At 73.3% G+C, this 22,631-nt stretch carries 17 protein-coding genes; 14 read left to right on the plus strand and 3 right to left on the minus strand.

Features of this window, described 5'->3' with window-relative positions; genetic code table 11:
• Positions 1–174: 174 nt before the first annotated feature.
• From B1H19_RS12810 to B1H19_RS12840, 7 genes are all read left to right on the plus strand, one after another.
• Positions 175–975: an adenosylcobinamide-GDP ribazoletransferase gene (locus tag B1H19_RS12810; RefSeq protein WP_083104860.1), complete on the plus strand. Its 801-nt coding sequence runs from the start codon at positions 175–177 to the stop codon at positions 973–975.
• Between the two features lie 136 nt (positions 976–1,111).
• Entirely contained in the window at positions 1,112–2,647 is a 1,536-nt protein-coding gene (locus B1H19_RS12815) for a leucyl aminopeptidase (protein WP_083104861.1), read from the plus strand.
• A 326-nt stretch (positions 2,648–2,973) separates the two neighbouring features.
• Positions 2,974–4,362, plus strand: a complete 1,389-nt coding sequence (gene lpdA, locus B1H19_RS12820) for a dihydrolipoyl dehydrogenase (RefSeq protein WP_083104862.1) — start codon at positions 2,974–2,976, stop codon at positions 4,360–4,362.
• 94 nt (positions 4,363–4,456) lie between these two features.
• Positions 4,457–6,190 carry a 2-oxoglutarate dehydrogenase, E2 component, dihydrolipoamide succinyltransferase gene (sucB, locus tag B1H19_RS12825; RefSeq protein WP_083104863.1) on the plus strand — a complete coding sequence of 578 codons (1,734 nt, stop codon included), beginning with the start codon at positions 4,457–4,459 and terminating at the stop codon, positions 6,188–6,190.
• 153 nt (positions 6,191–6,343) lie between these two features.
• On the plus strand, positions 6,344–6,967 hold the full coding sequence (locus B1H19_RS12830) for a GntR family transcriptional regulator (RefSeq protein WP_083104864.1): 624 nt from the start codon (positions 6,344–6,346) through the stop codon (positions 6,965–6,967).
• A gap of 296 nt (positions 6,968–7,263) precedes the next feature.
• Positions 7,264–9,951: a pyruvate dehydrogenase (acetyl-transferring), homodimeric type gene (gene aceE / locus B1H19_RS12835; RefSeq protein WP_083104866.1), complete on the plus strand. Its 2,688-nt coding sequence runs from the start codon at positions 7,264–7,266 to the stop codon at positions 9,949–9,951.
• A gap of 264 nt (positions 9,952–10,215) precedes the next feature.
• Entirely contained in the window at positions 10,216–11,235 is a 1,020-nt protein-coding gene (locus B1H19_RS12840; protein WP_083104867.1) for a helix-turn-helix transcriptional regulator, read from the plus strand.
• A gap of 36 nt (positions 11,236–11,271) precedes the next feature.
• Here B1H19_RS12840 and B1H19_RS12845 read toward each other — a convergent pair whose 3' ends face one another.
• Positions 11,272–12,258, minus strand: coding sequence for an SDR family oxidoreductase (locus tag B1H19_RS12845; protein WP_083104869.1), 987 nt, complete (start codon positions 12,256–12,258; stop codon positions 11,272–11,274).
• Between the two features lie 143 nt (positions 12,259–12,401).
• On the minus strand, positions 12,402–14,381 hold the full coding sequence (locus B1H19_RS12850; protein ID WP_083109581.1) for a hypothetical protein: 1,980 nt from the start codon (positions 14,379–14,381) through the stop codon (positions 12,402–12,404).
• 198 nt (positions 14,382–14,579) lie between these two features.
• On the opposite strand from B1H19_RS12850, the gene B1H19_RS12855 reads away from it, so the two are divergent.
• The 3 genes from B1H19_RS12855 to B1H19_RS12865 all read left to right on the plus strand — a co-directional run bounded on the left by B1H19_RS12855 (position 14,580) and on the right by B1H19_RS12865 (position 17,602).
• Positions 14,580–15,098 (plus strand): DUF4240 domain-containing protein, encoded by a 519-nt coding sequence (locus B1H19_RS12855; protein ID WP_083104871.1) that lies wholly within the window; start codon positions 14,580–14,582, stop codon positions 15,096–15,098.
• A gap of 75 nt (positions 15,099–15,173) precedes the next feature.
• Entirely contained in the window at positions 15,174–16,058 is an 885-nt protein-coding gene (locus B1H19_RS12860) for a TIGR01777 family oxidoreductase (protein ID WP_083104873.1), read from the plus strand.
• 221 nt (positions 16,059–16,279) lie between these two features.
• Complete coding sequence (locus B1H19_RS12865; protein WP_083104874.1) at positions 16,280–17,602, plus strand: FAD-dependent oxidoreductase; 1,323 nt, start codon at positions 16,280–16,282, stop codon at positions 17,600–17,602.
• Positions 17,603–17,615: 13 nt separating this feature from the next.
• Here the strand turns inward: B1H19_RS12865 and B1H19_RS12870 are convergent, their stop codons facing one another.
• Positions 17,616–19,067 (minus strand): regulator, encoded by a 1,452-nt coding sequence (locus B1H19_RS12870; RefSeq protein WP_083104877.1) that lies wholly within the window; start codon positions 19,065–19,067, stop codon positions 17,616–17,618.
• Between the two features lie 291 nt (positions 19,068–19,358).
• On the opposite strand from B1H19_RS12870, the gene lipB reads away from it, so the two are divergent.
• The 4 genes from lipB to B1H19_RS12890 all read left to right on the plus strand — a co-directional run bounded on the left by lipB (position 19,359) and on the right by B1H19_RS12890 (position 22,407).
• Positions 19,359–20,174 (plus strand): lipoyl(octanoyl) transferase LipB, encoded by an 816-nt coding sequence (gene lipB / locus B1H19_RS12875; protein ID WP_083104879.1) that lies wholly within the window; start codon positions 19,359–19,361, stop codon positions 20,172–20,174.
• 144 nt (positions 20,175–20,318) lie between these two features.
• Complete coding sequence (gene lipA / locus B1H19_RS12880) at positions 20,319–21,269, plus strand: lipoyl synthase (RefSeq protein ID WP_083104881.1); 951 nt, start codon at positions 20,319–20,321, stop codon at positions 21,267–21,269.
• 210 nt (positions 21,270–21,479) lie between these two features.
• On the plus strand, positions 21,480–21,695 hold the full coding sequence (locus tag B1H19_RS12885) for an SCO2195 family GlnR-regulated protein (protein WP_083104884.1): 216 nt from the start codon (positions 21,480–21,482) through the stop codon (positions 21,693–21,695).
• Positions 21,696–21,705: 10 nt separating this feature from the next.
• Positions 21,706–22,407 (plus strand): DUF4191 domain-containing protein, encoded by a 702-nt coding sequence (locus tag B1H19_RS12890; RefSeq protein ID WP_083104886.1) that lies wholly within the window; start codon positions 21,706–21,708, stop codon positions 22,405–22,407.
• Positions 22,408–22,631: the final 224 nt, after the last annotated feature.

The raw sequence follows: 22,631 nt of genomic DNA on the forward strand, positions 1-22,631 counted from the left end.
TAAGGGGCAATCTACGGACTCCGGTGGCGGACCGGCCCTTCCCAGGGGGCGGACGGGGGCCATCCAGGGGGCCGGAGCACCGGGATAGCCTGCCGCGGTGAGCGAGCGAAGCGAGAGAACCATCGGGAGGTGCGCGCCTCGCGAATGCGAGGCCGAGCGAAGCGAGGTCTCGGCATGACCGATTCCCCCGGCCCGCCGCCCTCCCCCGCCGACGCCCTGCGCTTCGCGTTCGGCACACTGACCGCGCTCCCGGTCCGCCTGACCCGCTGGGACCGGGCGACGGCGCGCGGCGGGATGCTCTGCGCACCGCTGGCCGGGCTGGTCGTGGGGCTCGCCGCGGCCGCGCTCGGCGGGGCGGTGCTGCTGCTGGGCGGCGGCCCGCTGCTCGCCGCGGTCGCCACCGCCGCCGTTCCCGCGGCGCTCACCCGCGGTCTGCATCTGGACGGACTGGCCGACACCGCCGACGGCCTGGGCAGCGCCAAGCCCGCCGAGGACGCGCTGCGCATCATGAAGCAGTCCGACATCGGGCCGTTCGGGGTCCTCACGCTGCTGTTCACGCTGCTGGCCCAGGTGGCGGCGCTGGCCGGACTGTACGCACAGGGCTGGGCGTCGGGGGCCCTCGCGGCGGCCGTCGCCGGGGTCACCGCCCGGTGTGCGCTGACGCTGGCCTCCCGTACGGGCGTACCGGCGGCCCGCCCGGAGGGCCTGGGCGCGGCGGTCGCGGGCACCGTCGCGGCCGGGGCGGCGCTGCTGTGCGCCGCACTGGTCACCGCCCTGAGCGCGGCGGCGGGCGCCGCGGTGTCCGGCCCGTACGGCGCCCTGCACACCGCGCTGGCCGCGCTGCTCGGGCTCGGCACCGCCGAACTCCTGCTGCGGCACTGCCGACGCCGTTTCGGCGGCGTGACCGGCGATGTCTTCGGCGCCCTCGCGGAGAGCGCGGGACTGGCGGCCGTGGTGGTGCTCGCACTGGGCTGACGGGGCGGCACCCGACGCACCGTTACCGGCCGTTGCGGCAACCGGCAACGCCTTGCGGCGTCGCCGAGCGTAGGCTCGGCCGCAGCAGCGCCCAGCGCGCACAAGGATTCCCGGACGGAACAGGACTCTCATCACCGTGACTGCACTGACCCTCAGTACTTCTTCCGCCGCAACGGTGCGTGCGGATGCCGTCGTCGTCGGCGCGGCCAAGGGCGCCAAGGGCGTCGTGGTGGCCCCCGGTGCGGAGGCCGTGGACAAGGCCTTCGGCGGCAAGCTCGCCGCCGTGCTGGAGACCCTCGGCGCGAGTGGTGCCGAGGGCGAGGTGACCAAGCTGCCCTCGGCCGACGGCATCAAGGCGCCGGTCGTGCTGGCGGTCGGGCTGGGCGACGCCCCGGCCAAGGGCGACGCGTACGACAACGAGGCGCTGCGGCGCGGCGCGGGCACCGCGGCCCGCGCGCTGACCGGCAGCAAGAAGGCCGCCTTCGCGCTGCCGCTGGAGGACGCCGAGGCGGCCGCCGCGGTGAGCGAGGGCGCGCTGCTCGGCGCGTACACCTTCACCGCGTTCCGCAGCAACGGCAACGGAAAGAACGCGAAGAAGAACGGCGCCGGGTCGGCGCCGCTCGGCGAGGCCGCCATCCTGGGCGCCAAGCCGCGCGACAAGGAGCACAAGGCCGCCGCCGAGCGCGCCCAGACGCTGGCTTCGGAGATCAACCGCGCCCGCGACCTGATCAACACCCCCTCCAACGCCCTCGACCCGAAGTCCTTCGCGGCCGAGGCGCAGGCCGCCGCCAAGGAGTTCGGCCTCAAGGTCGAGGTGCTGGACGAGAAGGCGCTCGCGAAGGGCGGCTACGGCGGCCTCCTGGGCGTCGGCCAGGGCTCCGAGGCCCCGCCGCGGCTGGTGCGGATCGCGCACACCCACCCCAAGGCCGCGAAGACCCTCGCGCTGGTCGGCAAGGGCATCACGTACGACTCGGGCGGCATCTCGCTCAAGCCGGCCGGTCACAACGAGACCATGAAGTGCGATATGAGCGGTGCCGCCGCGGTCTTCGCCGCGGTCGTGGCCGCCGCCCGGCTGGGCCTGGAGGTCAATGTCACCGGCTGGCTGGCGCTCGCCGAGAACATGCCCTCCGGTGCGGCCACCCGCCCCGGTGACGTGCTGACCATGTACAGCGGCAAGACCGTCGAGGTGCTCAACACCGACGCCGAGGGCCGTCTCGTGCTGGCCGATGCGCTGACCCGGGCCTCGGAGGAGTCGCCGGACGCGATCGTGGACGTGGCGACGCTGACCGGCGCGATGGTGCTGGCGCTGGGCCACCGCCACTTCGGGATCATGGCGAACGACGACGCCTTCCGCGCCTCGGTCCACGAGATCGCGGAGGAGGTCGGCGAGGAGTCCTGGCCGATGCCGATGCCGTCCCACCTGCGCAAGGGCATGGATTCGCCGGTCGCCGACATCGCCAACATGGGCGAGCGGATGGGCGGCGGTCTGGTCGCCGGGCTCTTCCTCAAGGAGTTCGTCGGCGAGGGCATCCCCTGGGCCCACCTGGACATCGCGGGCCCGGCCTTCCACGAGGGCGCGCCGTGGGGCTACACCCCCAAGGGCGGTACGGGCTCGGCGGTGCGCACCCTGGTGCGGCTGGCGGAGCGGACCGCGGCGGGCGACCTCGGCTGACGGCCCGGTTCCGGCTTGTCCGGTTTGCCGGTACGGCCCCGGGCTCACAGCCCGGGGCCGCGACTGTGCGTACGCTGCACGGAAAAGCGGGCCGTTCGCCCTCAACGAAATCCGCACGTCCGTACGCCCCGGTAACCCCCACCGGCGGCCCCTCCGGCCGCCCCGGGCCCCTCCCCCCGTCCCGTCCGTGTTCAACAAGTGCGAAGATGGGTTCTCGGCAGGACAGGGCCCCCCTTACCCAGGGCCGACATCAAAGCGGCCGAACCACAGCCGCCGTCCGGTCATTGGAGACCGGCTCCGGCGTACCCATGCATGGAGGACGTGACGTGGCGAACGACGCCAGCACCGTTTTCGACCTAGTGATCCTCGGAGGCGGTAGCGGTGGTTACGCCGCTGCCCTGCGCGGGGCGCAGCTGGGCCTGGACGTCGCCCTGATCGAGAAGAACAAGCTCGGCGGCACCTGCCTGCACAACGGCTGCATCCCCACCAAGGCGCTGCTGCACGCCGGTGAGATCGCGGATCAGGCTCGTGAGGCCGCTCAGTTCGGTGTCAAGACCTCGTACGAGGGCATCGACATCGCGGGCGTCCACAAGTACAAGGACGATGTGATCTCGGGCCTGTACAAGGGCCTGCAGGGTCTGGTCGCCTCCCGCAAGGTGACCTACATCGAGGGCGAGGGCCGACTGTCCTCCCCGACCTCCGTCGCGGTCAACGGCCAGCAGGTCCAGGGCCGGCACATCCTCCTGGCGACCGGCTCCGTGCCGAAGTCGCTGCCCGGTCTGGAGATCGACGGCAACCGCATCATCTCCTCGGACCACGCGCTGACGCTGGACCGCGTCCCGCAGTCCGCGATCATCCTGGGCGGCGGCGTGATCGGCGTCGAGTTCGCCTCGGCGTGGAAGTCCTTCGGCGCCGACGTCACCATCGTCGAGGGCCTCAAGCACCTCGTCCCGGTCGAGGACGAGAACAGCTCCAAGCTGCTGGAGCGGGCCTTCCGCAAGCGGGGCATCAAGTTCAACCTCGGCACCTTCTTCGACAAGGCCGAGTACACCGCCGACGGCGTCAAGGTCACCCTCGCCGACGGCAAGACCTTCGAGGCCGAGGTGCTGCTGGTCGCGATCGGCCGCGGGCCGGTCTCCGCGGGCCTCGGTTACGAGGAGCAGGGCGTCGCGATGGACCGCGGCTACGTCCTGGTCGACGAGTACATGCAGACCAACGTGCCGACGATCTCGGCGGTCGGCGACCTCGTTCCCACCCTCCAGCTCGCGCACGTCGGCTTCGCCGAGGGCATGCTGGTGGCGGAGCGACTGGCCGGCCAGAAGGTCGTCCCGATCGACTACGACGGCGTGCCGCGCGTCACGTACTGCCACCCCGAGGTCGCTTCGGTGGGCATCACCGAGGCCAAGGCCAAGGAGCTGTACGGCGCCGACAAGGTCGTCGCTCTGAAGTACAACCTCGCGGGCAACGGCAAGAGCAAGATCCTCAAGACCACGGGCGAGATCAAGCTCGTCCAGGTCAAGGACGGTGCCGTGGTCGGCGTCCACATGGTCGGTGACCGTATGGGCGAGCAGGTCGGCGAGGCCCAGCTGGTCTACAACTGGGAGGCCCTGCCGGCCGAGGTTGCGCAGCTCGTCCACGCGCACCCGACGCAGAATGAAGCCCTCGGTGAGGCGCACCTGGCCCTGGCCGGGAAGCCTCTCCACTCCCACGACTGACCTCAGTCCCGGGCGCGACGACCACATCCGCTTCCCCAGGCTCTCAACTTCGTTCGAGCAGGGGAGACCCCATCCGTAAGGAGCAACCGAAACCATGGCGGTTTCCGTAACCCTTCCGGCGCTCGGCGAGAGCGTCACCGAGGGCACCGTCACCCGCTGGCTGAAGGCCGAGGGTGAGCGCGTCGAGGCCGACGAGCCGCTGCTCGAGGTGTCGACCGACAAGGTCGACACCGAGATCCCGGCCCCCGCCGCCGGCATCCTGGCCTCCATCAAGGTGGCCGAGGACGAGACGGTGGAGGTCGGCGCCGAGCTGGCCCTCATCGACGACGGCACGGGTGCGCCCGCTGCCGCCCCGGCCCCGGCCGCTGCCGAGGCCCCCGCTGCCCAGCCTCAGCCCGAGCCGACCCCGGCTCCGGCGGCCGAGGCTCCCGCCCCCGCCGCCGCCCCCGCGGGCGGCGCCGAGGGCACGGACGTCGTCCTCCCCGCGCTCGGCGAGAGCGTCACCGAGGGCACCGTCACCCGCTGGCTCAAGGAGATCGGCGAGGAGGTCTCGGCCGACGAGCCGCTGCTGGAGGTCTCCACCGACAAGGTCGACACCGAGATCCCCGCGCCGGCCTCCGGCGTCCTGCTGGAGATCGTCGTCGGCGAGGACGAGACCGCCGAGGTCGGCGCCAAGCTGGCCGTGATCGGCGCCAAGGGTGCGGCCCCGGCCGCCGCTCCGGCTCCGGCCGCTCCGGCTCCCGCCCCGGCCGCTCCGGCCCCGGCCCCCGCTGCCCCGGCGCCCGCCCCGGCTCCGGTCGCCGCCGCTCCGGCCCCGGCCCCCGCGCCCGCTCCGGCCCCCGCGCCGGCACCGGCTCCGGTTGCCGCTCCGGCCCCCGTCACCCCGGCCCCGGCCGCGGGTGAGGAGGCCGCGTACGTCACCCCGCTGGTGCGCAAGCTCGCCGCGGAGACCGGTGTGAACCTCGCCACGGTCAAGGGCACCGGTGTCGGTGGCCGGATCCGCAAGCAGGACGTCGTCGCCGCCGCGGAGGCCGCCAAGGCCGCCGCCCCGGCCGCCGCCGCTCCCGCGGCCGTCTCCAAGGCTCCGGCCCTGGAGGTCTCGCCGCTGCGCGGTCAGACCGTCAAGATGCCGCGGATGCGCAAGGTCATCGGCGACAACATGATGAAGGCCCTGCACGGCCAGGCGCAGCTGACCTCCGTGGTCGAGGTGGACATCACCGCGATCATGCGGATGCGCAACAAGGCCAAGGACTCCTTCGCGCAGCGTGAGGGCGTCAAGCTCTCCCCGATGCCGTTCTTCGTCAAGGCCGCCGTCCAGGCGCTGAAGGCCCACCCGGTCGTCAACGCCCGGATCAACGAGGACGAGGGCACCATCACCTACTTCGACACCGAGAACGTCGGTATCGCGGTGGATGCGGAGAAGGGCCTGATGACCCCGGTCATCAAGGGTGCGGGCGACCTCAACATCGCCGGTATCGCCCGTAAGACGGCGGAGCTGGCGGGCAAGGTCCGCGCCAACAAGATCACTCCGGACGAGCTGTCCGGCGCGACCTTCACCATCTCCAACACCGGCTCGCGCGGCGCGCTGTTCGACACGGTCATCGTGCCGCCGAACCAGGTCGGCATCCTGGGCATCGGTGCCACCGTCAAGCGCCCGGTGGTCATCAACCACCCGGACCTCGGCGAGACCATCGCGGTGCGCGACATGACCTACCTCGCGCTCTCCTACGACCACCGTCTGGTGGACGGCGCCGACGCCGCCCGCTACCTGACCACGGTCAAGCAGATCCTGGAGGCCGCCGAGTTCGAGACCGAGATCGGTCTCTGAGCCCGCTGGGCAGCCGGTAGGTACGCCACAGGTGTGCAGGGGCCGGCCCCGGTTCGTATTCGAGCCGGGGCCGGCCCCTTGCCGTCTGCCGGTCGCGGCCCCGGCTGCCGGATAATGGCCCCCTCGTCACCACCCGCTCTGAAGGAGCACGTCATGACCCCGCCCGTCGTCCATTCGCTGCGCGAACAGATCCGCGAGCACATCCTCGAGGGGATCGTCAGCGGCCGCTGGCAGCCGGGCGAGCGGATCGTGGAACGCCGGATCGCCGTGGAGCTGGAGGTCAGCCAGACGCCGGTACGGGAGGCGCTGCGCGAGCTGGAATCGCTCCAGCTGATCGAGTCGGCGCCGAACAAGGGCGTACGGGTGCGCAATCTGACCGCGGACGACCTCAAGGAGAGCTACCCGGTGCGCGCCGGGCTGGAGCAGGTGGCCGCGGAGCTGGCCGCGGGCCGTCTGGCGGACGATACGGCGGCCCTGGAGCGCGAGGTGGCGGCGCTGCGGGAGGCGGACCTGGCCGGGGACGGGGAGGCCCAGGTGCGGCACACGGTGGCCTTCCACCGGGAGATCGTGCGGGCGGCCGGGAACGCCGTTCTGCGGCACACCTGGGAGTCGCTGGGCATCGAGGTCTGGACGACGCTGTCGATCCGCTGGTTCAGCCCGGAGCCGCGCTCGCACGCCCAGGAGCACCAGGAGATCGTGGACGCCTTCCGGCGGCGCGACCCGAAGATCGGCCCACTGCTGAAGGCACACGTGCTGAGCTGCGCGCCGAGGCTCTGAGGAGCGGACGCGGGGCGCCGCGCGCGGCAGACGGCGCGGACGCGGGGCGTGAGACAGGGACTGCGGGGCGTATCGGAGGGTGACTCCGGCGCCCCGTTTTCCGTGCCTCCGGAGCCCCGATTTCACTGGCACCGCGTGCCCGAAAATGCGGCACCCCGTGCCGACCTGCGGTTATTCCTCCGCGAACGTTGATCGATCATCGATCAGGGGCGTATCGTCGTCCGTCGGGGCGCGACACCCCTGCCTGCCAAGCACCCACTCGCACTCCCGACCCACCGTCCGGAAAGGGGCCACCCATGCCCGACCCCGTCTACGGAGTAATGGCGCAAGCCACACGCCTGCCGTACAGCCAGCTCGACCAGCTCCCGGACCGGGACCCCGAGGAGACCGCCGAGTGGCGCGAATCCCTTGACGCCGTCACCAAGGCCGCGGGCCCGCACCGCGCCGCGTATCTGATGCGCCGCGCGCTGGAGCACAACGGTGCTCCCGGGCTCGCGCCCCTGGAGACGGACTACGTCAACACCATCCCGACCTCCGCCGAGCCGGCCTTCCCCGGCGACGAGGCGATGGAGGCCCGGATCACCGCCTGGAACCGCTGGAACGCCGCCGCCATGGTGACGCGCGGCTCGCGGTTCGGCGTCGGCGGCCACATCGCGACCTTCGCGTCCGCGGCCTGGCTGTACGAGACCGGCTTCCAGCACTTCTTCCGCGGCAAGGAGGGCGACGGCAGCGGCGACCAGCTCTACATCCAGGGCCACGCCTCCCCGGGCATCTACGCCCGCGCCTTCCTCGACGGCCGCCTCACCGAGGACCACCTCGACCACTTCCGCCAGGAGTCCGGCGGCAAGGGCCTGCCCTCCTACCCGCACCCGCGGCGGCTGCCGTGGCTGTGGGAGTTCCCGACCGTCTCCATGGGCCTCGGCCCGCTGTCGGCGATCTACCAGGCCCGTTTCAACCGCTACCTCCAGGGCCGCGGCATCAAGGACACCGCCAACTCGCACGTCTGGGCCTTCCTGGGCGACGGCGAGATGGACGAGCCCGAGTCGACCGCCGCGCTCGCGCTGGCCGGCCGCGAGGGTCTGGACAACCTGACCTTCGTCATCAACTGCAACCTCCAGCGCCTCGACGGCCCGGTGCGCGCCAACTTCAAGATCGTTCAGGAGCTGGAGGCGCAGTTCCGCGCCGCCGGCTGGAACGTCGTCAAATCGCTGTGGGGTTCGGCCTGGGACGAGCTGTTCCAGCTCGACACCACGGGCGCGCTGGTCCGCCGGCTGCGCCTGGTGCCGGACGCGCAGTTCCAGACGTACGCCACCCGCGACGTGGCCTACATCCGCGAGCACTTCTTCGGCGCCGAGCCGGCCCTCGTCGAGATGGCGAAGGTCCTGACCGACGCGAAGATCGCCGAGTGCTTCCACACCTCCCGCGGCGGCCACGAGGCCCGCAAGGTGTACGCGGCGTACAAGGCGGCCGTCGGGTTCAAGGGCGCGCCGACCGTGATCCTCGCCCAGACCGTCAAGGGCTACACCCTCGGCCCCGGCTTCGAGTCCAAGAACGCCAACCACCAGATGAAGAAGCTCTCGGGCAAGGAGTTCCGCGCGATGCGCGACCTGCTCGACCTTCCCATCCCGGACGCGAAGCTGGACGAGGACCTGGTGCCGTACGGCCACCCGGGAGCCGACTCCCCCGAGGTCCGCTACCTCCAGGAACGCCGCGCCGCGCTCGGCGGTCCGGCCCCGGCCCGCCGGCTGCACGCCTCGGCCGCGCTGCCGCAGCCCGAGGAGCGCGCCTTCAAGGCGCTGTACAAGGGCTCCGGCAAGCAGGAGATGGCCACCACCATGGCCTTCGTCCGCCTGGTCAAGGACCTGATGCGGGACAAGGAGACCGGCCGCCGCTGGGTGCCGATCGTCCCGGACGAGGCCCGCACCTTCGGTATGGAGTCGCTGTTCCCCTCGGCCGGCATCTACTCGCCGAAGGGCCAGACGTACGAGCCGGTCGACCGCGACCAGCTGATGTACTACAAGGAGGCCACCGACGGCCAGATCCTCAACGAGGGGATCACCGAGGCCGGCGCCATGGCCGACTTCATCGCCGCCGCCACGTCGTACGCGACCCACGGCGAGCCGATGATCCCCTTCTACATCTTCTACTCGATGTTCGGCTGGCAGCGCACCGCCGACCAGATGTGGCAGCTCGCCGACCAGCTCGGCAAGGGCTTCATCGTCGGCGCCACCGCGGGCCGTACGACCCTGACCGGTGAGGGCCTCCAGCACGCCGACGGCCACTCGCACCTGATCGCGTCCACGAACCCGGCGTCGCTCAACTACGACCCGGCCTTCGCGTACGAGATCGCGGTGATCGTCAAGGACGGTCTGCGCCGGATGTACGGCGAGACCCCCGAGGACGTCTTCTACTACCTCACCGTCTACAACGAGCCCAAGCAGCAGCCGGCCATGCCCGAGGGCGTCGAAGAGGGCATCCTCAAGGGCCTCTACCGCTTCAAGGAGGCCGCCGACGCGACGTCGGAGACCCCGCGCACCCAGCTGCTGGCCTCCGGCACCGCGATCCACTGGGCCCTGGAGGCACAGCGGCTGCTCGCCGAGGACTGGGACGTGGCCGCCGACGTATGGTCCGCGACCTCCTGGGGCGAGCTGCGCCGCGACGCCCTGGAGTGCGACGCGGCCCGCCTGGAGGGCGAGGACCGCATCCCGTACGTCACCCGTGCCCTGGCCGGCGCCCCCGGCCCGGTCGTCGCGGTGAGCGACTGGATGCGGGCCGTCCCGGACCAGATCGCCCCCTGGGTCGAGCAGGACTGGACGTCCATCGGCACCGACGGCTTCGGCCTCTCCGACACCCGCGATGCGGCCCGCCGCCACTTCGGCGTGGACCCGCAGTCGGTGGTCGTCCAGACGCTGGCCGCCCTGGCCCGCCGGGGCGAGGTCAAGCCGGAGACGGTCAAGGAGGCCCGGCAGCGCTACGGGCTGTGACCCGCGGCGTCCGGGGCGGCCCGGCCCTGTCCGGGCCGCCCGGCCCGCCCCTTGAGAGCTTTCGGGCTCTCCCCCAACTCCCGTGCGGAGGCGACCTTCCCGCGCCCGGAGCCTCCGCACGGGACTCCACCGGCCCGGCCGGCCATGCCCTGACTCGGCCGGGCCGGTTCGTGCAACCCGGCGTCGACCCGGCGTTCCGCGCAGTCGTCCACAGGCCGGCCGTCGACCGCGGGCGTTGTCAGTGGCACCCGGCATGATGGGAACATGCGTGCAGCGCGGCTGATCAAGATGGTGTTACTGCTCCAGTCGCGGCCGTCGATGACGGCCGGCGAGCTGGCGCGCGAGCTGGAGGTCTCCGAGCGTACGGTCGCCCGGGACGTCCTCTCCCTCTCCGAGGCCGGTGTGCCCGTCTACGCCGACCGCGGGCGGGCCGGCGGCTACCGCCTGATAGGCGGGTACCGCACCCGCCTGACGGGCCTGGGCCGCAGCGAGGCGGAGGCGCTCTTCCTGTCCGGAGTGCCCTCTGCGCTGCGCGAGATGGGCCTCGCGGACGCCGCCTCCGCCGCCCGCCTCAAGGTCTCCGCCGCCCTGCTTCCCGAACTGCGGGGCGCCGCCGCGGGCGCCGCCCAGCGCTTCCACCTCGACGCCCCGGCCTGGTACCAGGAGCCCGAGACCCCCGCCCTGCTGCCCGCCGTCGCCGACGCGGTCTGGGACGACCGCCGGATCCGGGTGCGCTACCGCCGCAAGGACGCCGAAGTACAGCGGGAGTTGGAGCCGTACGGGCTCGTGCTCAAGGCGGGGGTGTGGTACGTGGCGGCCAGGGTGGAGGGGAGTTTCCGGGTCTATCGGGTCGACCGGTTCGCTGCGGTGGAGGCCGTGGGGGCCAACGGGGCCGAGCAGGCCGAGCGCGGCGACGGGCCCGGTGGCGAACGGTTCGTACGGGACGAGGAGTTCGACCTCCCCGCGTTCTGGGCCGAGCGGGCGGCGGAGTTCGCCCGGTCGATCCTGCGGGAGGAGGTGGTGCTCCGGCTCTCCGCATCCGGAGTACGCCGCCTGCCGTACGTCACCGGGCGCGCGGCGGCCCGGGAGGCGATAGCCGAGGCCGAGGCGGCGGGCGGCCCCGGTGCGGACGGATGGCTGACCGTCACCCTGGCCGTGGAGTCCGAGGAGGTCGCCTACGCCCAGCTGCTGGCGCTCGGCCCGGAGGGCGAGGTGCTCTCGCCCCCGGGGCTGCGCGAGCGCTTCGTCACGGCCGCCCGGCGGTCGGCCGCGCTGTACGGGTAGCACCAGGCGGCGCCCGGCGGTGGTCCGAGACGGCGCTCAGCGGTAGTCCGCCGCCGTCGCCTCCTTCCCGCCGAAGACCACCTCCTCGAAGTAGCCGTCGCAGTCGGGCCGGGAGCCGTCCGTGTCCGTGAAGCCGTACTCCTTCGCCAGCTGACCGCTGGAGAGCGACTGCCCGCTCCAGCGCCGCTTGTCCGGGTCGGCGGCCAGCTCGCGGACGGCACGGGCGATCAGTGCGGGCGACTCGGCGATGGCGAAATGCGGCTCCTGGGCCACCGCATCGCGCCAGGTCTCCTCCGTCACCCCGAAGTGGTCCAGCATCTCCTCGGACCGCAGGAATCCGGGGGTGAGCGATACGGCCGTACCGCCGTACTCCGCGAGTTCGGCGGCGAGGCCGAAGGCGATGCGGTGCGGGACGTTCTTGGTGAGGTCGAAGCAGAGGCTGTCGCGGTAGCGGCGGTTGGCGGCGGCGGTGCCGTCGGTGATCTCGACGACTAGGCCGCCGGGCCGCCGGATCAGCAGCGGCAGCGCGTAATGGCCGGTGATGACGTGGGTGTCGATGCCGAGGCGGAACATCCGCAGCCCGGCGTCCAGATCGAGCTCCCAGAGCTTGGTGTCGAACTGGATCAGACGGTCGCCGCCCCAGACGCTGTTGACCAGGATGTCCAGGCGCCCCTGCTCCCGGTCGATGCGCTCGATCAGCGCCGCCACCTGTGCCGTCTCCAGATGGTCCGTCGGCACGGCGACCCCCGTGCCCCCTGCCGCGGTCACCAGCTCCCCGGTCTGCTCGATGGTCTCCGTCGGTCGGCCGACCTCGCTGACCCGCTCCCTGGTCGTCCGCCCCGTCACATAGACCAGCGCACCCGCCCGGCCCAGCTCCACGGCCATCGCCCGGCCCGCGCCCCGGGTCGCCCCGGCGACCAGCGCCACCTTGCCGGTCAGATCCCCCGTCGCGGGGACACCGCCCCGCCCCGGGGCGGAATCCGCCTGTCCCGCCCGTCCCGCCTGATCCGTCCGTCCCGCCATGAGCCGCTCCTCGTCCTCGGGCACCCGTGGCACCCAGAGGTGCCACGCCGCCGTCTTCGCTGTACGCCGCGACCCTGACAGCGAATCCAGACACCCTCCGTCCGGTTTCCGCTGCGGCACCACGTGATCTGCCCGACGTCCGCTCAGGGGGGCGACGGCCGCCCCGCCGGCCCGGCCCGGCCCACGGCCCTCACCCTCCCCCCGTCCCCCAGCCGTCCCCACACCTCGGCCGGGGCGGCGGCCGGGGGAGCCGGTACGGCGAGGGTGGGGGTCGTCGTGGTGGTCCGTACGGCGCCCGTGGCGTCGAGGCCGGTGACACCCGGACTGCCCGCGGCGAGCAGATACCACTTCCCGGACTTCGCCTGCCAGTGAACGTCGCCGACCACCGGGCGCCCGAAGCGGCCGCAGCGGGCGGTGTTCAGGGCCCCGCCGGCGATCCGCCCGGGGTCCGTCGGCCGGGCGGCGGGTGGCTGGAACTGTACGGTGACCCGGCCCGGTCCTCGCCAGGTGTCGGCGCGGGCGCAGACCCAGGTGACGCTGCCGCCGCCCTCCGGGAGGCTCTGCCGGGCGTACGCCCAGTTGTTGACGGACCGTACGCCGTCGCCCCGCAGCGCCCGTAGCGAGCAGGCCGTACGGGCCCAGCTGTGCAGCGCGGCCGCCCCGGCCACCTCGCCGGAACCGGCCACCTCGCCGGAACCGGCCGCCTCGCCACCGGCCGCATCGGCCCCGGGCCCCCCGGCACCCGCCCGGCCCGCCTCGCCGTACATCAGATGCACCGGCGCCAGGTCGCCCAGATCGCTCACCAGGAAGCCGCGGGTCTCCCCGATCCGCGCCGAGGTGTGCAGCCGGGCCACCGGCCAGCTCCCGCAGGCGCCGCCGCTCTCGGGCGGGGTCGGGATGCGGTCGGTGACGCCGTCCGGGGCGACGTGCAGCCCGCGTTCCGGGGCGTTGGGCGCGAGCAGGTCGCGGGTGGTGATGCCGGAGATCCAGGGGGCGAGCAGATAGCGCATCCAGCCGTTGCCGCGGCCGATGACCAGCGCGCCGCCGCTCGTCACCCCCGCGTTGTCGACCCGGGCGAAGTGCAGCGTGGGGGTGGCGTCCTCCGGCTCGGCGTAGCGCACCAGCCGGTCGCCGTCGTGGAAGACCGCCACCATGACGTTGTCGATCAGCCCCGCGTACAGGAGCCGCGGCGGCTGGTCCGGCGGCCTGGTGGAGGTCCCGGCGGACGCGGTGATCCGGGTGCCGGGGGGCGGCGCCGCCCAGACCCGCAGCGCCCGCCCCAGCAGTTCGCGGTCGCCGGCCTCGTGGCCGCGCGGCGGCCAGGCGGTGAAGTCCACCCGGGAGGCGCCGGCCCACTGCTCGTTGGGGGCGCGCAGCAGCCGGGCCGGATCCAGTGCCTGCTCGGCGGCGGTCTGCTGCCGGGGCGGGCCGCCGCCGTCGCCCACCACCGCGGTCACCGCCGCGACGAGTGCCACCGCGGCCGCCAGGACCCCCGCCGCCCGCACCCGCTGGCGGCGGCGCAGCAGATCCGTCGGCCGGGTCTGCACGGTGCACGGGTCGAACTCCCCCGAGTTCAGCAGCGCCGCGGCGCCCGCCCCGGTGGCCCGGTCCAGCGCGGCGGCCGCCCGCTGTGCCTCATCCGGGTCCTCGACCCCGGCCGCCACCAGGACGGCGCGCGCCGCGTCCCGGTCGAGCCCCTCCAGGTGCCACAGCCCGAGGGCGGCCCGTACGGGGGCGGGGACGGCCGACAGCGCCCGGTCCAGGGCGAGTTCGTCGACACCGCCGGCCCGGGGGAAGAGCCGCAGGCCCCCGACGTACGGCACGAGGGGCAGCGGCCGGGCGGGCAGCGACTCGTACGACAGGGCCAGCCGCAGGGTGCGCAGCCGCACCAGGTCGTAGCCGGACGGGGCCGGGCCGCGCTGGGCCGGCAGCCCGCCGCGCCGGCGGCGGCGCCGGCCCGCGCGGGGCAGCGCCCGCTGGACCAGTCCGTGCGCGGCCAGGACCCTGCGGTGGCGGCCCAACGACGGCGGCAGGACGAGATAGCCGAGGCGTACCAGCCGTGGATAGTGCTCGACGATGGCCGCCTCGGCCCGCTCGATGTCGGCCCGGGTTCGTTCGTCCATGGGCATGGCCTGAAACAGCCCTTCGCGTATCGGGGGAAATGCCGCGGATGGGCGCGACAAGCCTTCCAACGAGTGAATTGTGGGACGGTCACTGGACCAGCCGGCCCACGACAGTTCACCCGTTGTGCAGCGTGACCTGTCAGCATCCGGGGGACTCCGCGTGCGCGGCGCGGCGCCAGGCACGATGCTGGAGCGGTGATGGACGAGACGGAGTTCTGGGAGCTGATCGACGCCTCCCGCGAGGCGGCCGAGGGCGACCCCGAGGAGCAGGCCGACGCGTTGGTCGAGCGGCTGGTCGGGCTGGACCCGGACGCCGTCACGGACTTCGCCCGCCACTTCGAGTCCCGCTACAACCGGGCCTACGCCTGGGACCTGTGGGCCGCGGCCGCCGTGATGCTGGACGGCGCCAGCGACGACGCCTTCGACTACTTCCGCTGCTGGCTGATCGGCCAGGGCCGGGAGGTCTTCGAGGGCGCGCTGCACGATCCGGACCATCTGGCCGAGCTCGTACCGGACTTCGACGAGGAGGTGGACGGCGACGCGGAGGAGCTGGGCTATGCCGCCGACGAGGCGTACGAGCGGCTGACCGGCATCGTCATGCCCGATCTGGGCCTGCCCGCGCCGCCGCGCGAACCGCTCGGCACCTACCTCGACTTCGACGATGACGACACTCTGGCGGAGCGCTTTCCCCGGCTCTGGGACCGTTTCCGGTCATAGCGGGCGCCACCGGGCGGGGCGGGCACACACCCCCGGGTGCGCCGCCTCCCCGGCCGCGGCGGGCAGTATGGCCCCATGCGCATCGCGATCACCGGCTCAACCGGTCTCATCGGCACGGAACTCGTGCGCTCGCTGAAAGCCGACGGACACGACGTCGTCCGCCTCGTACGGCGGACGCCCGCCGCCCCCGACGAGGTGCGCTGGGACCCCCGGCGCCAGGAGGTGGACACCGCCGGCCTCGCGGGCTGCGAGGCGCTGGTCCACCTCGCGGGCGCGGGCGTCGGCGACCACCGCTGGACGGCGGCGTACAAACGCGAGATCCGCGACAGCCGCGTCCTGGGCACCAGGGCCCTCGCCGCCGCCCTCGCCGCCATGCCGGACCCGCCCGGGGTCCTGGTGTGCGGCAGCGCGATCGGTTACTACGGCGACACCGGCGACCGGCGGACGGACGAGACCGCCTCGGCCGGTACGGGCTTCCTGCCGGACGTCTGCGTCGACTGGGAGGCCGCCGCGCAGCCGGCCCAGGACGCCGGTATCCGTACGGTCTTCGCCCGCACCGGCCTGGTCGTGGCCCGTTCGGGCGGCGCCTGGGGCCGGCTCTTCCCCCTCTTCCGCCTGGGCCTGGGCGGGCGGCTGGGCGACGGCAGCCAGTACTGGAGCTTCATCTCGCGCCACGACCACATCGCCGCGCTGCGCCACCTCATCGACACCGAGACCCTCGCCGGGCCGGTCAACCTCACCGCCCCCGAGCCCGTCACCAACCGCGAGGTCACCGCGGTCATGGGCAAACTCATGCACCGCCCCACCCTCTTCACCGTCCCCGCGCCCGTACTGCGCATCGCCCTGGGCGAGTTCGCGACCGACGTCCTGGCCAGCCAGCGCATCATCCCCCAACGCCTGCTGGACTCCGGCTTCGTCTTCACCCACCCCCGGATCGCGGACGCGGTGCGCGCCGCGTAACCGGGACGACGTCTAGGGCGCCGCGACAGCGCGGAGATCCGTCAGAAGCGCCCTAGCGGCCCGGCCGCCGCACGTCCTACACCGACGCGCCCCGGACGCGACCTGTCGCCGGCCCCCTCCCCCTCCCTAAGGTCCCGGCACAGACCACCGGTATCCCGCACGGCGGCACCGGGCATCGCACCGGTGCCACCACGCCGGGACACACCCCCCGGGAGGGCACCGTGCCGCGTACCTCATCGACCGTGGACGTCGTCATCGTGGGAGCCGGCCCGGCCGGTCTCGCCGCCGCCCGCCATCTGACCGGCGCCGGAGTGTCGGTCGCCGTGCTGGAGGCCGCGCCGCGGATCGGCGGCCGGGCGGCGACGGACGACATCGACGGCTTCCGGCTGGACCGCAGCGGCCGCCCGCTGGCGGTCTCCGTCGCCGAGTTGCGGCGCACCCCCGGCCTCGGCGCGCTCGCGCTGCGGCCGTTCGCACCGGGCCTGTGCCTGCACAACGGCCAGCGGGCGCAGCGCATCAGCTCGCCCCGGAGCACGAGGGGCGCACTCTGCGCGGCGCGCGCCCTCTCGCGCGCCGACCGCCGCGGCGAGCGCCGTACGGACCGCCGCACGGACCGCACCGGCGACCGCGACACCCCACCGACTCCCCCATATGCCGCCGACCGCCCGGTGATTGACACTCTGTCAGGCATCCCCGGATTCCCCCCGCGCCCCCAGGACGCCTTCCTGCGGCCCCTCCTCGCCGCCCTGACCGGCGACCCCAGGCTGCGCGGCTCCAGCCGCGGCGCCGCCCGGGTGCTGCGCGATTTCGCCGAGGGCCGGCTGTGCCTGCCGGCCGGCGGCGCCGCGGCGGTCCCCGAACTCCTGGCCGCCGCGCTGCCCGAGGGCACGGTCCGTACGTCCGTGCGCGCCGTGAGCGTCGCCACCAACGGCGTCACCACCGCCGAGCACGGGCCGCTGGCCTGTCGCGCCGTCCTGGTGGCCACCGGTGCCCGCGAGGCCGCCGAGCTGCTGCCGGGGCTGCGGGTGCCCGCCTTCCACCCGATGGCCGTGCTGCACCACACCACGGGCACCGCCCCGGGCCCCCGCAACGGCCTCGCCCCGTCCCGCGACACCACGCTGATCCTGCCGACCGACGGCCCGGTGGCGCACACCTACGCCGCCGGGGCCATCGACCCGTCCCGTACACCGCCGGGCCATTCGCTGATCACCACGACCGTGCTGGGCTCCGCCGCCTCGCTGCCGGCGTCCGTCCTGGACAAGACCGTCCGCCCGCAGCTGGCGCGGCTGCACGGCACCGCCACCGACGACTGGCGCCTGCTGCACACCCACCACGACCCGTACGCCGTACCGGCCATGCCCGCGCCGCACGATCCGCAGCGGCCGGTGCGGGTGCTGGCGGGGCTGTACGTGTGCGGCGACCACCGGGACACCAGCACGCTCCAGGGGGCGCTGCACTCGGGCCGCCGGGCCGCCCGCGCCCTGCTGCGGGACTTCGACCTGCCGGCCCTCGTCGAACCGCACACCCTGGACCCGGTGGCCTGAGGGCGCGGCCGGGTCACCCCAGGGCGGCGACCCGGTCGCGGTACCCGCGCACCGCCGCGGCATCGCGGTACGGCTCCAGGCGGCGTTCAAAGTCCCGTACGTACTCCAGGGCGCGCACGGACCGCATCTCGGACGCCTGGAGCGCCGCCTCCGCCCCCAGCGTGCAGGCCTGCTCCAGCTCGCCCAGGCCCAGCCGGGCGCTGGCCAGCACCACCCGGCAGAACAGCCGACTGCGGGCGAAGGCGGCCGGGCGCAGCTGGAGCGAGCGCTCGGCGTGCTGGGAGGCCGCGCGGTACTGCTGGAGGTCGCGGTGGCAGTGCGCCAGTTCGTCGGCCAGCTGGGCCTCGTCGAAGAACCGCGCCCAGTACGGGGTTTCGTCCCCGGGCCGGGCGATCTCCAGCGCCCGCTCGGCGCGGACCAGCGCGGCGGTGCACGCCCGCACCTCGCCCATCAGGCCGTGCCCGCGCGCCTCGGCGCAGTGCAGCAGCGCCTGGACGGCCGGCGGCGCGCCGCTGCCGACCCCCTGCTGGGCGACCCGGGCGAGCTGGACGGCCTCCCTGCCGTGCCCCAGATAGACCGCCTGCCGACTCATCGTCACCAGGACGTAGGCCCCGTAGGCCCGGTCGCCGGCCGCCTGGGCCAGCCGCAGCGCCTGCACGAAGTAGCGCTGCGCCAGGCCGTGGGCGGCGATGTCGTACGAGGTCCAGCCGGCCAGCCGGGTCAGATCGGCGGCGGCCGCGAAGAGGCGGCGGCCGGTGGCCTCCCCGTAGGTGCCGCGCAGCATCGGTTCGAGTTCGTGTTCCAGGTAGCGCACCAGCGCCTGGCGGGCGTGGCCGCCGCCGTAGGCGTGGTCCAGGGCGCGGAAGAGCTCGCCGACCGAGCGCAGCGCGGCGATGTCCCCGGAGGTGACCCGGGCGCCCGGGGTGCGGTCGACGCGGTCGGTGCGGCGCTGGCGCGGCACCGAGGACCGGCCGCCCTGGACGGGCACCCGCCCGTCGCCGGCCTGCTCGCCGCGGGCCACACGTTCGTCGGCGCGGCCGATCAGCCAGTCCCGGCTGGGCACCACCAGGCCGGCGGGGGTGAAGGCGATCTTGCGCAGTTCGGCATGGCTGCCGGAGTCCTTGCGCCACAGACCGCTGACGATGTCCACCGCCTCGGCGGGGCTGGCGGCGAATTCGAGCCCGGCGTACACCGGCGCACAGGCGTCCAGGCCGAGGTCCTGGGCGGAGAGCCGGCGCCCCAGCCGGCGGGTGAACACCTCGGCGATCAGTGCGGGAGTGGTACCCCGGGGCTGCTGGCCGCGCAGCCAGCGGGTCACCGACGTCTTGTCGTAGCGCAGGTCGAGGCCGTGCTCGATGCCGAGCTGATCGACGCGTCTGGCCAGTCCTGCATTGGAGAACCCCGCTTCGGCGATCAGCGCGGCGAGCTGGCGGTTGGGCGTGTGGTGCGGGGGTCGTTCCGTCATCGGCTTTACCAGTCTCCTGCCTTCCGGGCCTGGCCGCCGGGCTCGGCTCACCCTGTCCGGCACTTGCTCGCCCTTGTGGGACGGCGTGAATGTAACGGCCTTCGGCGCCTTTCTGACCGCCTGTGCCCCGCGTTCATCCGATCGTGTGAGCAGGGCACCAATGGTCAGCGGGCCGGCCGTAACCAGCCGCCCGCGGCGGGCGCGACGGGCGGTCGTACAGTGGCATGGGCGCGATAGGGCTCTCCTGGTGCAACACCGTGCGGCGGGAGACGACAGTGCAGAGGAGCTGCCGTGACTGCGATCTCTCGGGGGGAGACCCCCGCACCCGAGGGGCTGCGCTTTGTGCATCTGGGCTTCGGTGCGGACGCCGTGGAGTACCAGGCCGCGTGGCAGGAGCAGCGCCGGGTGCACGCCGCCCGGTTCGCCGACGAGGTGCCGGACACCTGCCTGCTGCTGGAGCACCCGCCCGTGTACACCGCGGGCCGGCGCACCACGGACGACGAGCGCCCCCTGGACGGCACCCCGGTCATCGATGTGGACCGCGGCGGCAAGATCACCTGGCACGGTCCCGGCCAGCTGGTCGGCTACCCCATCCAGAAGCTGCCGCGCCCGGTGGACGTCGTCGCCCATGTCCGCCGCATCGAGGAGGCCCTGATCCGGGTCTGCGCGGAATTCGGCGTGGAGACCAGCCGGGTCGAGGGACGCAGCGGCGTCTGGGTGCTCGGTGACCCGGTGGAGCAGCGGGCGGCCCTGGGCGGCCTGAATCTGGACTTCGACCCGCGCACGGCGGACGAGCTGTTCGACCCGCGGCTGAACGGCCCCGAGTACGCCCCCTCGAACGCCGGCCAGCGCCGCGAGGACCGCAAGCTCGCCGCGATCGGCATCCGCGTCGCCAAGGGCGTCACCATGCACGGCTTCGCGCTGAACGTGAACCCGGACAACACCTCGTTCGACAAGATCGTGCCGTGCGGCATCCGGGACGCCGGTGTCGCCTCGCTCGCCGGGGAACTGGGCCGCGAGGTCACCATCGCCGAGGTGCTGCCCGTCGTCGAGAGGCATCTGCGCGACGTCCTCCAGGGCGCCGAGCTGCTGCCCCGGGCGGTGTGACGGACGGCTCGGCCGGGCCGCGGTCCCCGCGGCCACCGGGAATGCAGCCCCGCCCCAGGGGGTTGACCCCAGCACGTAAAAACGTGCGAATTTTCGGGCGTACCCTTGTGGACGCCAAAGCAACGAAGTCGTAGGGAGCCGGACGTGTCCGCTGTCGCACCCGACGGACGCAAGATGCTGCGCCTGGAGGTCCGGAACAGCCAGACCCCCATCGAGCGCAAGCCCGAGTGGATCAAGACCCGGGCGAAAATGGGTCCCGAGTACAACCATCTGCAGAGCCTCGTCAAGAGCGAGGGCCTGCACACGGTCTGCCAGGAGGCGGGCTGTCCCAACATCTTCGAATGCTGGGAGGACCGCGAGGCGACGTTCCTCATCGGCGGTGAGCAGTGCACCCGCCGCTGCGACTTCTGCCAGATCGACACCGGCAAGCCGCAGGAGCTGGACCGCGACGAGCCCCGCCGGGTCGCCGAGTCCGTCCAGACCATGGGCCTGAAGTACGCCACGATCACCGGCGTCGCCCGCGACGACCTGGAGGACGGCGGCGCCTGGCTGTACGCCGAGACGGTCCGCCAGATCCACGCCGCGATGCCCGACACCGGCGTCGAGCTGCTGATCCCCGACTTCAACGCGGTCCCCGAGCAGCTGGCCGAGGTCTTCTCCTCCCGCCCGGAGGTGCTGGCCCACAACGTCGAGACGGTCCCCCGCATCTTCAAGCGCATCCGCCCCGGCTTCCGCTACGAGCGGTCGCTGGAGGTCATCACCAAGGCCCGCGAGGCCGGTCTGGTGACCAAGTCCAACCTGATCCTGGGCATGGGCGAGGAGCGCGAGGAGATCAGCCAGGCGCTCCAGGACCTCCACGACGCGGGCTGCGAGCTGATCACGATCACCCAGTACCTGCGGCCCTCCGTGCGCCATCACCCGATCGAGCGCTGGGTCAAGCCGGCCGAGTTCGTGGAGCTCAAGGAGGAGGCCGAGGAGATCGGCTACGCCGGTGTCATGTCCGGCCCGCTGGTCCGCTCCTCGTACCGCGCCGGCCGCCTCTACCAGCAGGCCATCGAGCGGCGCGAGGTCGAGGCGTCCAGTCAGGCGGTTTGAGCGGCTCCAGCGCGCCGTCTTGTGAATCGTGGCACATGCTGATGGGACGCGGCCCGCACTGCCCCTAGTCGGGGACGTGCGGGCCGCGTCAACGTTTCATAGGTGTTTGACCAGCAGGTCATCCGTTGGTAACACCGTTCAGTGACGATGGGTGCACGCATCGCTTCCGCAGCCATCGCTTCTCCGACCTCCCCGAGGGAGTCCATCACCATGCAGGCCGCGCCGCTTCGCGCCACCCCCCGTCCCCGCCCCTCCGTCACCGGCGCCCTGCGTGCCGTGGAGGCCGTCCTGCTGCGCGGGGGCCAGCGCACCGCCCGCCGTAACGCGTGGACTTCGGTCCTGGAGGACCGCGCCCGCGCCAAGGACCGGCGCGACGCCCAGTACGTACTGGAGGCCGCGACGACCCGGCATCCGCAGGCCACGTAAACTTCGCTCTATGGCGAGGAATTCTGACGGCGCTGCCGGCGCTGAGAACCCCGGGCGGCTGAAGCAGATCGCCCTGACCTACAAGATGACCCGTCGGGTCGACTCCAAGGTCGGTCTTGTCGTCGCTGGCGTGGGCATCGTCGTATTCGGCGTCCTCCTGGCCATCGGCTTCGCGATCGGCCACCCCGTCTACGCGGGCATTCTGGGCTTCGTCCTGGCCTTCCTCGCGATGGCGATCGTCTTCGGACGGCGTGCCGAGAAGGCCGCCTTCGGGCAGATGGAAGGCCAGCCGGGGGCCGCGGCCGCCGTGCTGGACAACGTCGGCCGCGGCTGGACGACCACCCCCGCGGTGGCGATGAACCGCAGCCAGGACGTGGTGCACCGCGCCGTCGGCAAGGCCGGCATCGTGCTGGTGGGCGAGGGCAACCCGAACCGTCTGCGCGGTCTGCTGGCCGCCGAGAAGAAGCGGATGGCGCGTACGGTGGCCGACGCCCCCGTCCACGACATCATCGTCGGCGACGGCGAGGGCCAGGTCCCGCTCAAGAAGCTGCGCACCACCCTCCTGAAGCTCCCCCGCGTCCTGCCGGGCGCCCAGGTGACCGCCGTCAACGACCGCCTGCGCGCGCTCGGCGACCTGATGAGCAATATGCCGGTCCCGAAGGGTCCGATGCCCAAGGGCATGCGCATGCCGAAGGGCGGCAAGGGCCGCTGAACGGGCCCGCCACCCCATCGCTCAACCTCTGTCGGAACGCCCCGGAGCCGCTGGCTCCGGGGCGTTCTGCGTGGTGCCGTGTGCGGGGCTGTGGGGGCTCCGGTACGGCGGGGTGTGGAGATGTGGTGGGCGTTGTATACGTCGGGGGGCGGGGGGTGTGGTGGGGGTCTGCGTGTGTGGCGGGGTGCGGCGCAGCGTCCGGGTCCTGCGCGTGCGGCGTGCGT

This window comes from Streptomyces gilvosporeus (assembly GCF_002082195.1).
GTDB lineage: Bacteria > Actinomycetota > Actinomycetes > Streptomycetales > Streptomycetaceae > Streptomyces > Streptomyces gilvosporeus.

Bases quoted from the DNA above. Each gene is read 5' to 3' on its own strand.
- B1H19_RS12810 (WP_083104860.1), top strand. From the start codon at position 175: ATGACCGATTCCCCCGGCCCGCCGCCCTCCCCCGCCGACGCCCTGCGC.
- sucB (WP_083104863.1), top strand. From the start codon at position 4,457: ATGGCGGTTTCCGTAACCCTTCCGGCGCTCGGCGAGAGCGTCACCGAG.
- B1H19_RS12830 (WP_083104864.1), top strand. From the start codon at position 6,344: ATGACCCCGCCCGTCGTCCATTCGCTGCGCGAACAGATCCGCGAGCAC.
- aceE (WP_083104866.1), top strand. From the start codon at position 7,264: ATGCCCGACCCCGTCTACGGAGTAATGGCGCAAGCCACACGCCTGCCG.
- B1H19_RS12840 (WP_083104867.1), top strand. From the start codon at position 10,216: ATGCGTGCAGCGCGGCTGATCAAGATGGTGTTACTGCTCCAGTCGCGG.
- B1H19_RS12845 (WP_083104869.1), bottom strand. From the start codon at position 12,258: ATGGCGGGACGGACGGATCAGGCGGGACGGGCGGGACAGGCGGATTCC.
- B1H19_RS12850 (WP_083109581.1), bottom strand. From the start codon at position 14,381: ATGGACGAACGAACCCGGGCCGACATCGAGCGGGCCGAGGCGGCCATC.
- B1H19_RS12855 (WP_083104871.1), top strand. From the start codon at position 14,580: ATGGACGAGACGGAGTTCTGGGAGCTGATCGACGCCTCCCGCGAGGCG.
- B1H19_RS12860 (WP_083104873.1), top strand. From the start codon at position 15,174: ATGCGCATCGCGATCACCGGCTCAACCGGTCTCATCGGCACGGAACTC.
- B1H19_RS12870 (WP_083104877.1), bottom strand. From the start codon at position 19,067: ATGACGGAACGACCCCCGCACCACACGCCCAACCGCCAGCTCGCCGCG.
- B1H19_RS12885 (WP_083104884.1), top strand. From the start codon at position 21,480: ATGCAGGCCGCGCCGCTTCGCGCCACCCCCCGTCCCCGCCCCTCCGTC.
- B1H19_RS12890 (WP_083104886.1), top strand. From the start codon at position 21,706: ATGGCGAGGAATTCTGACGGCGCTGCCGGCGCTGAGAACCCCGGGCGG.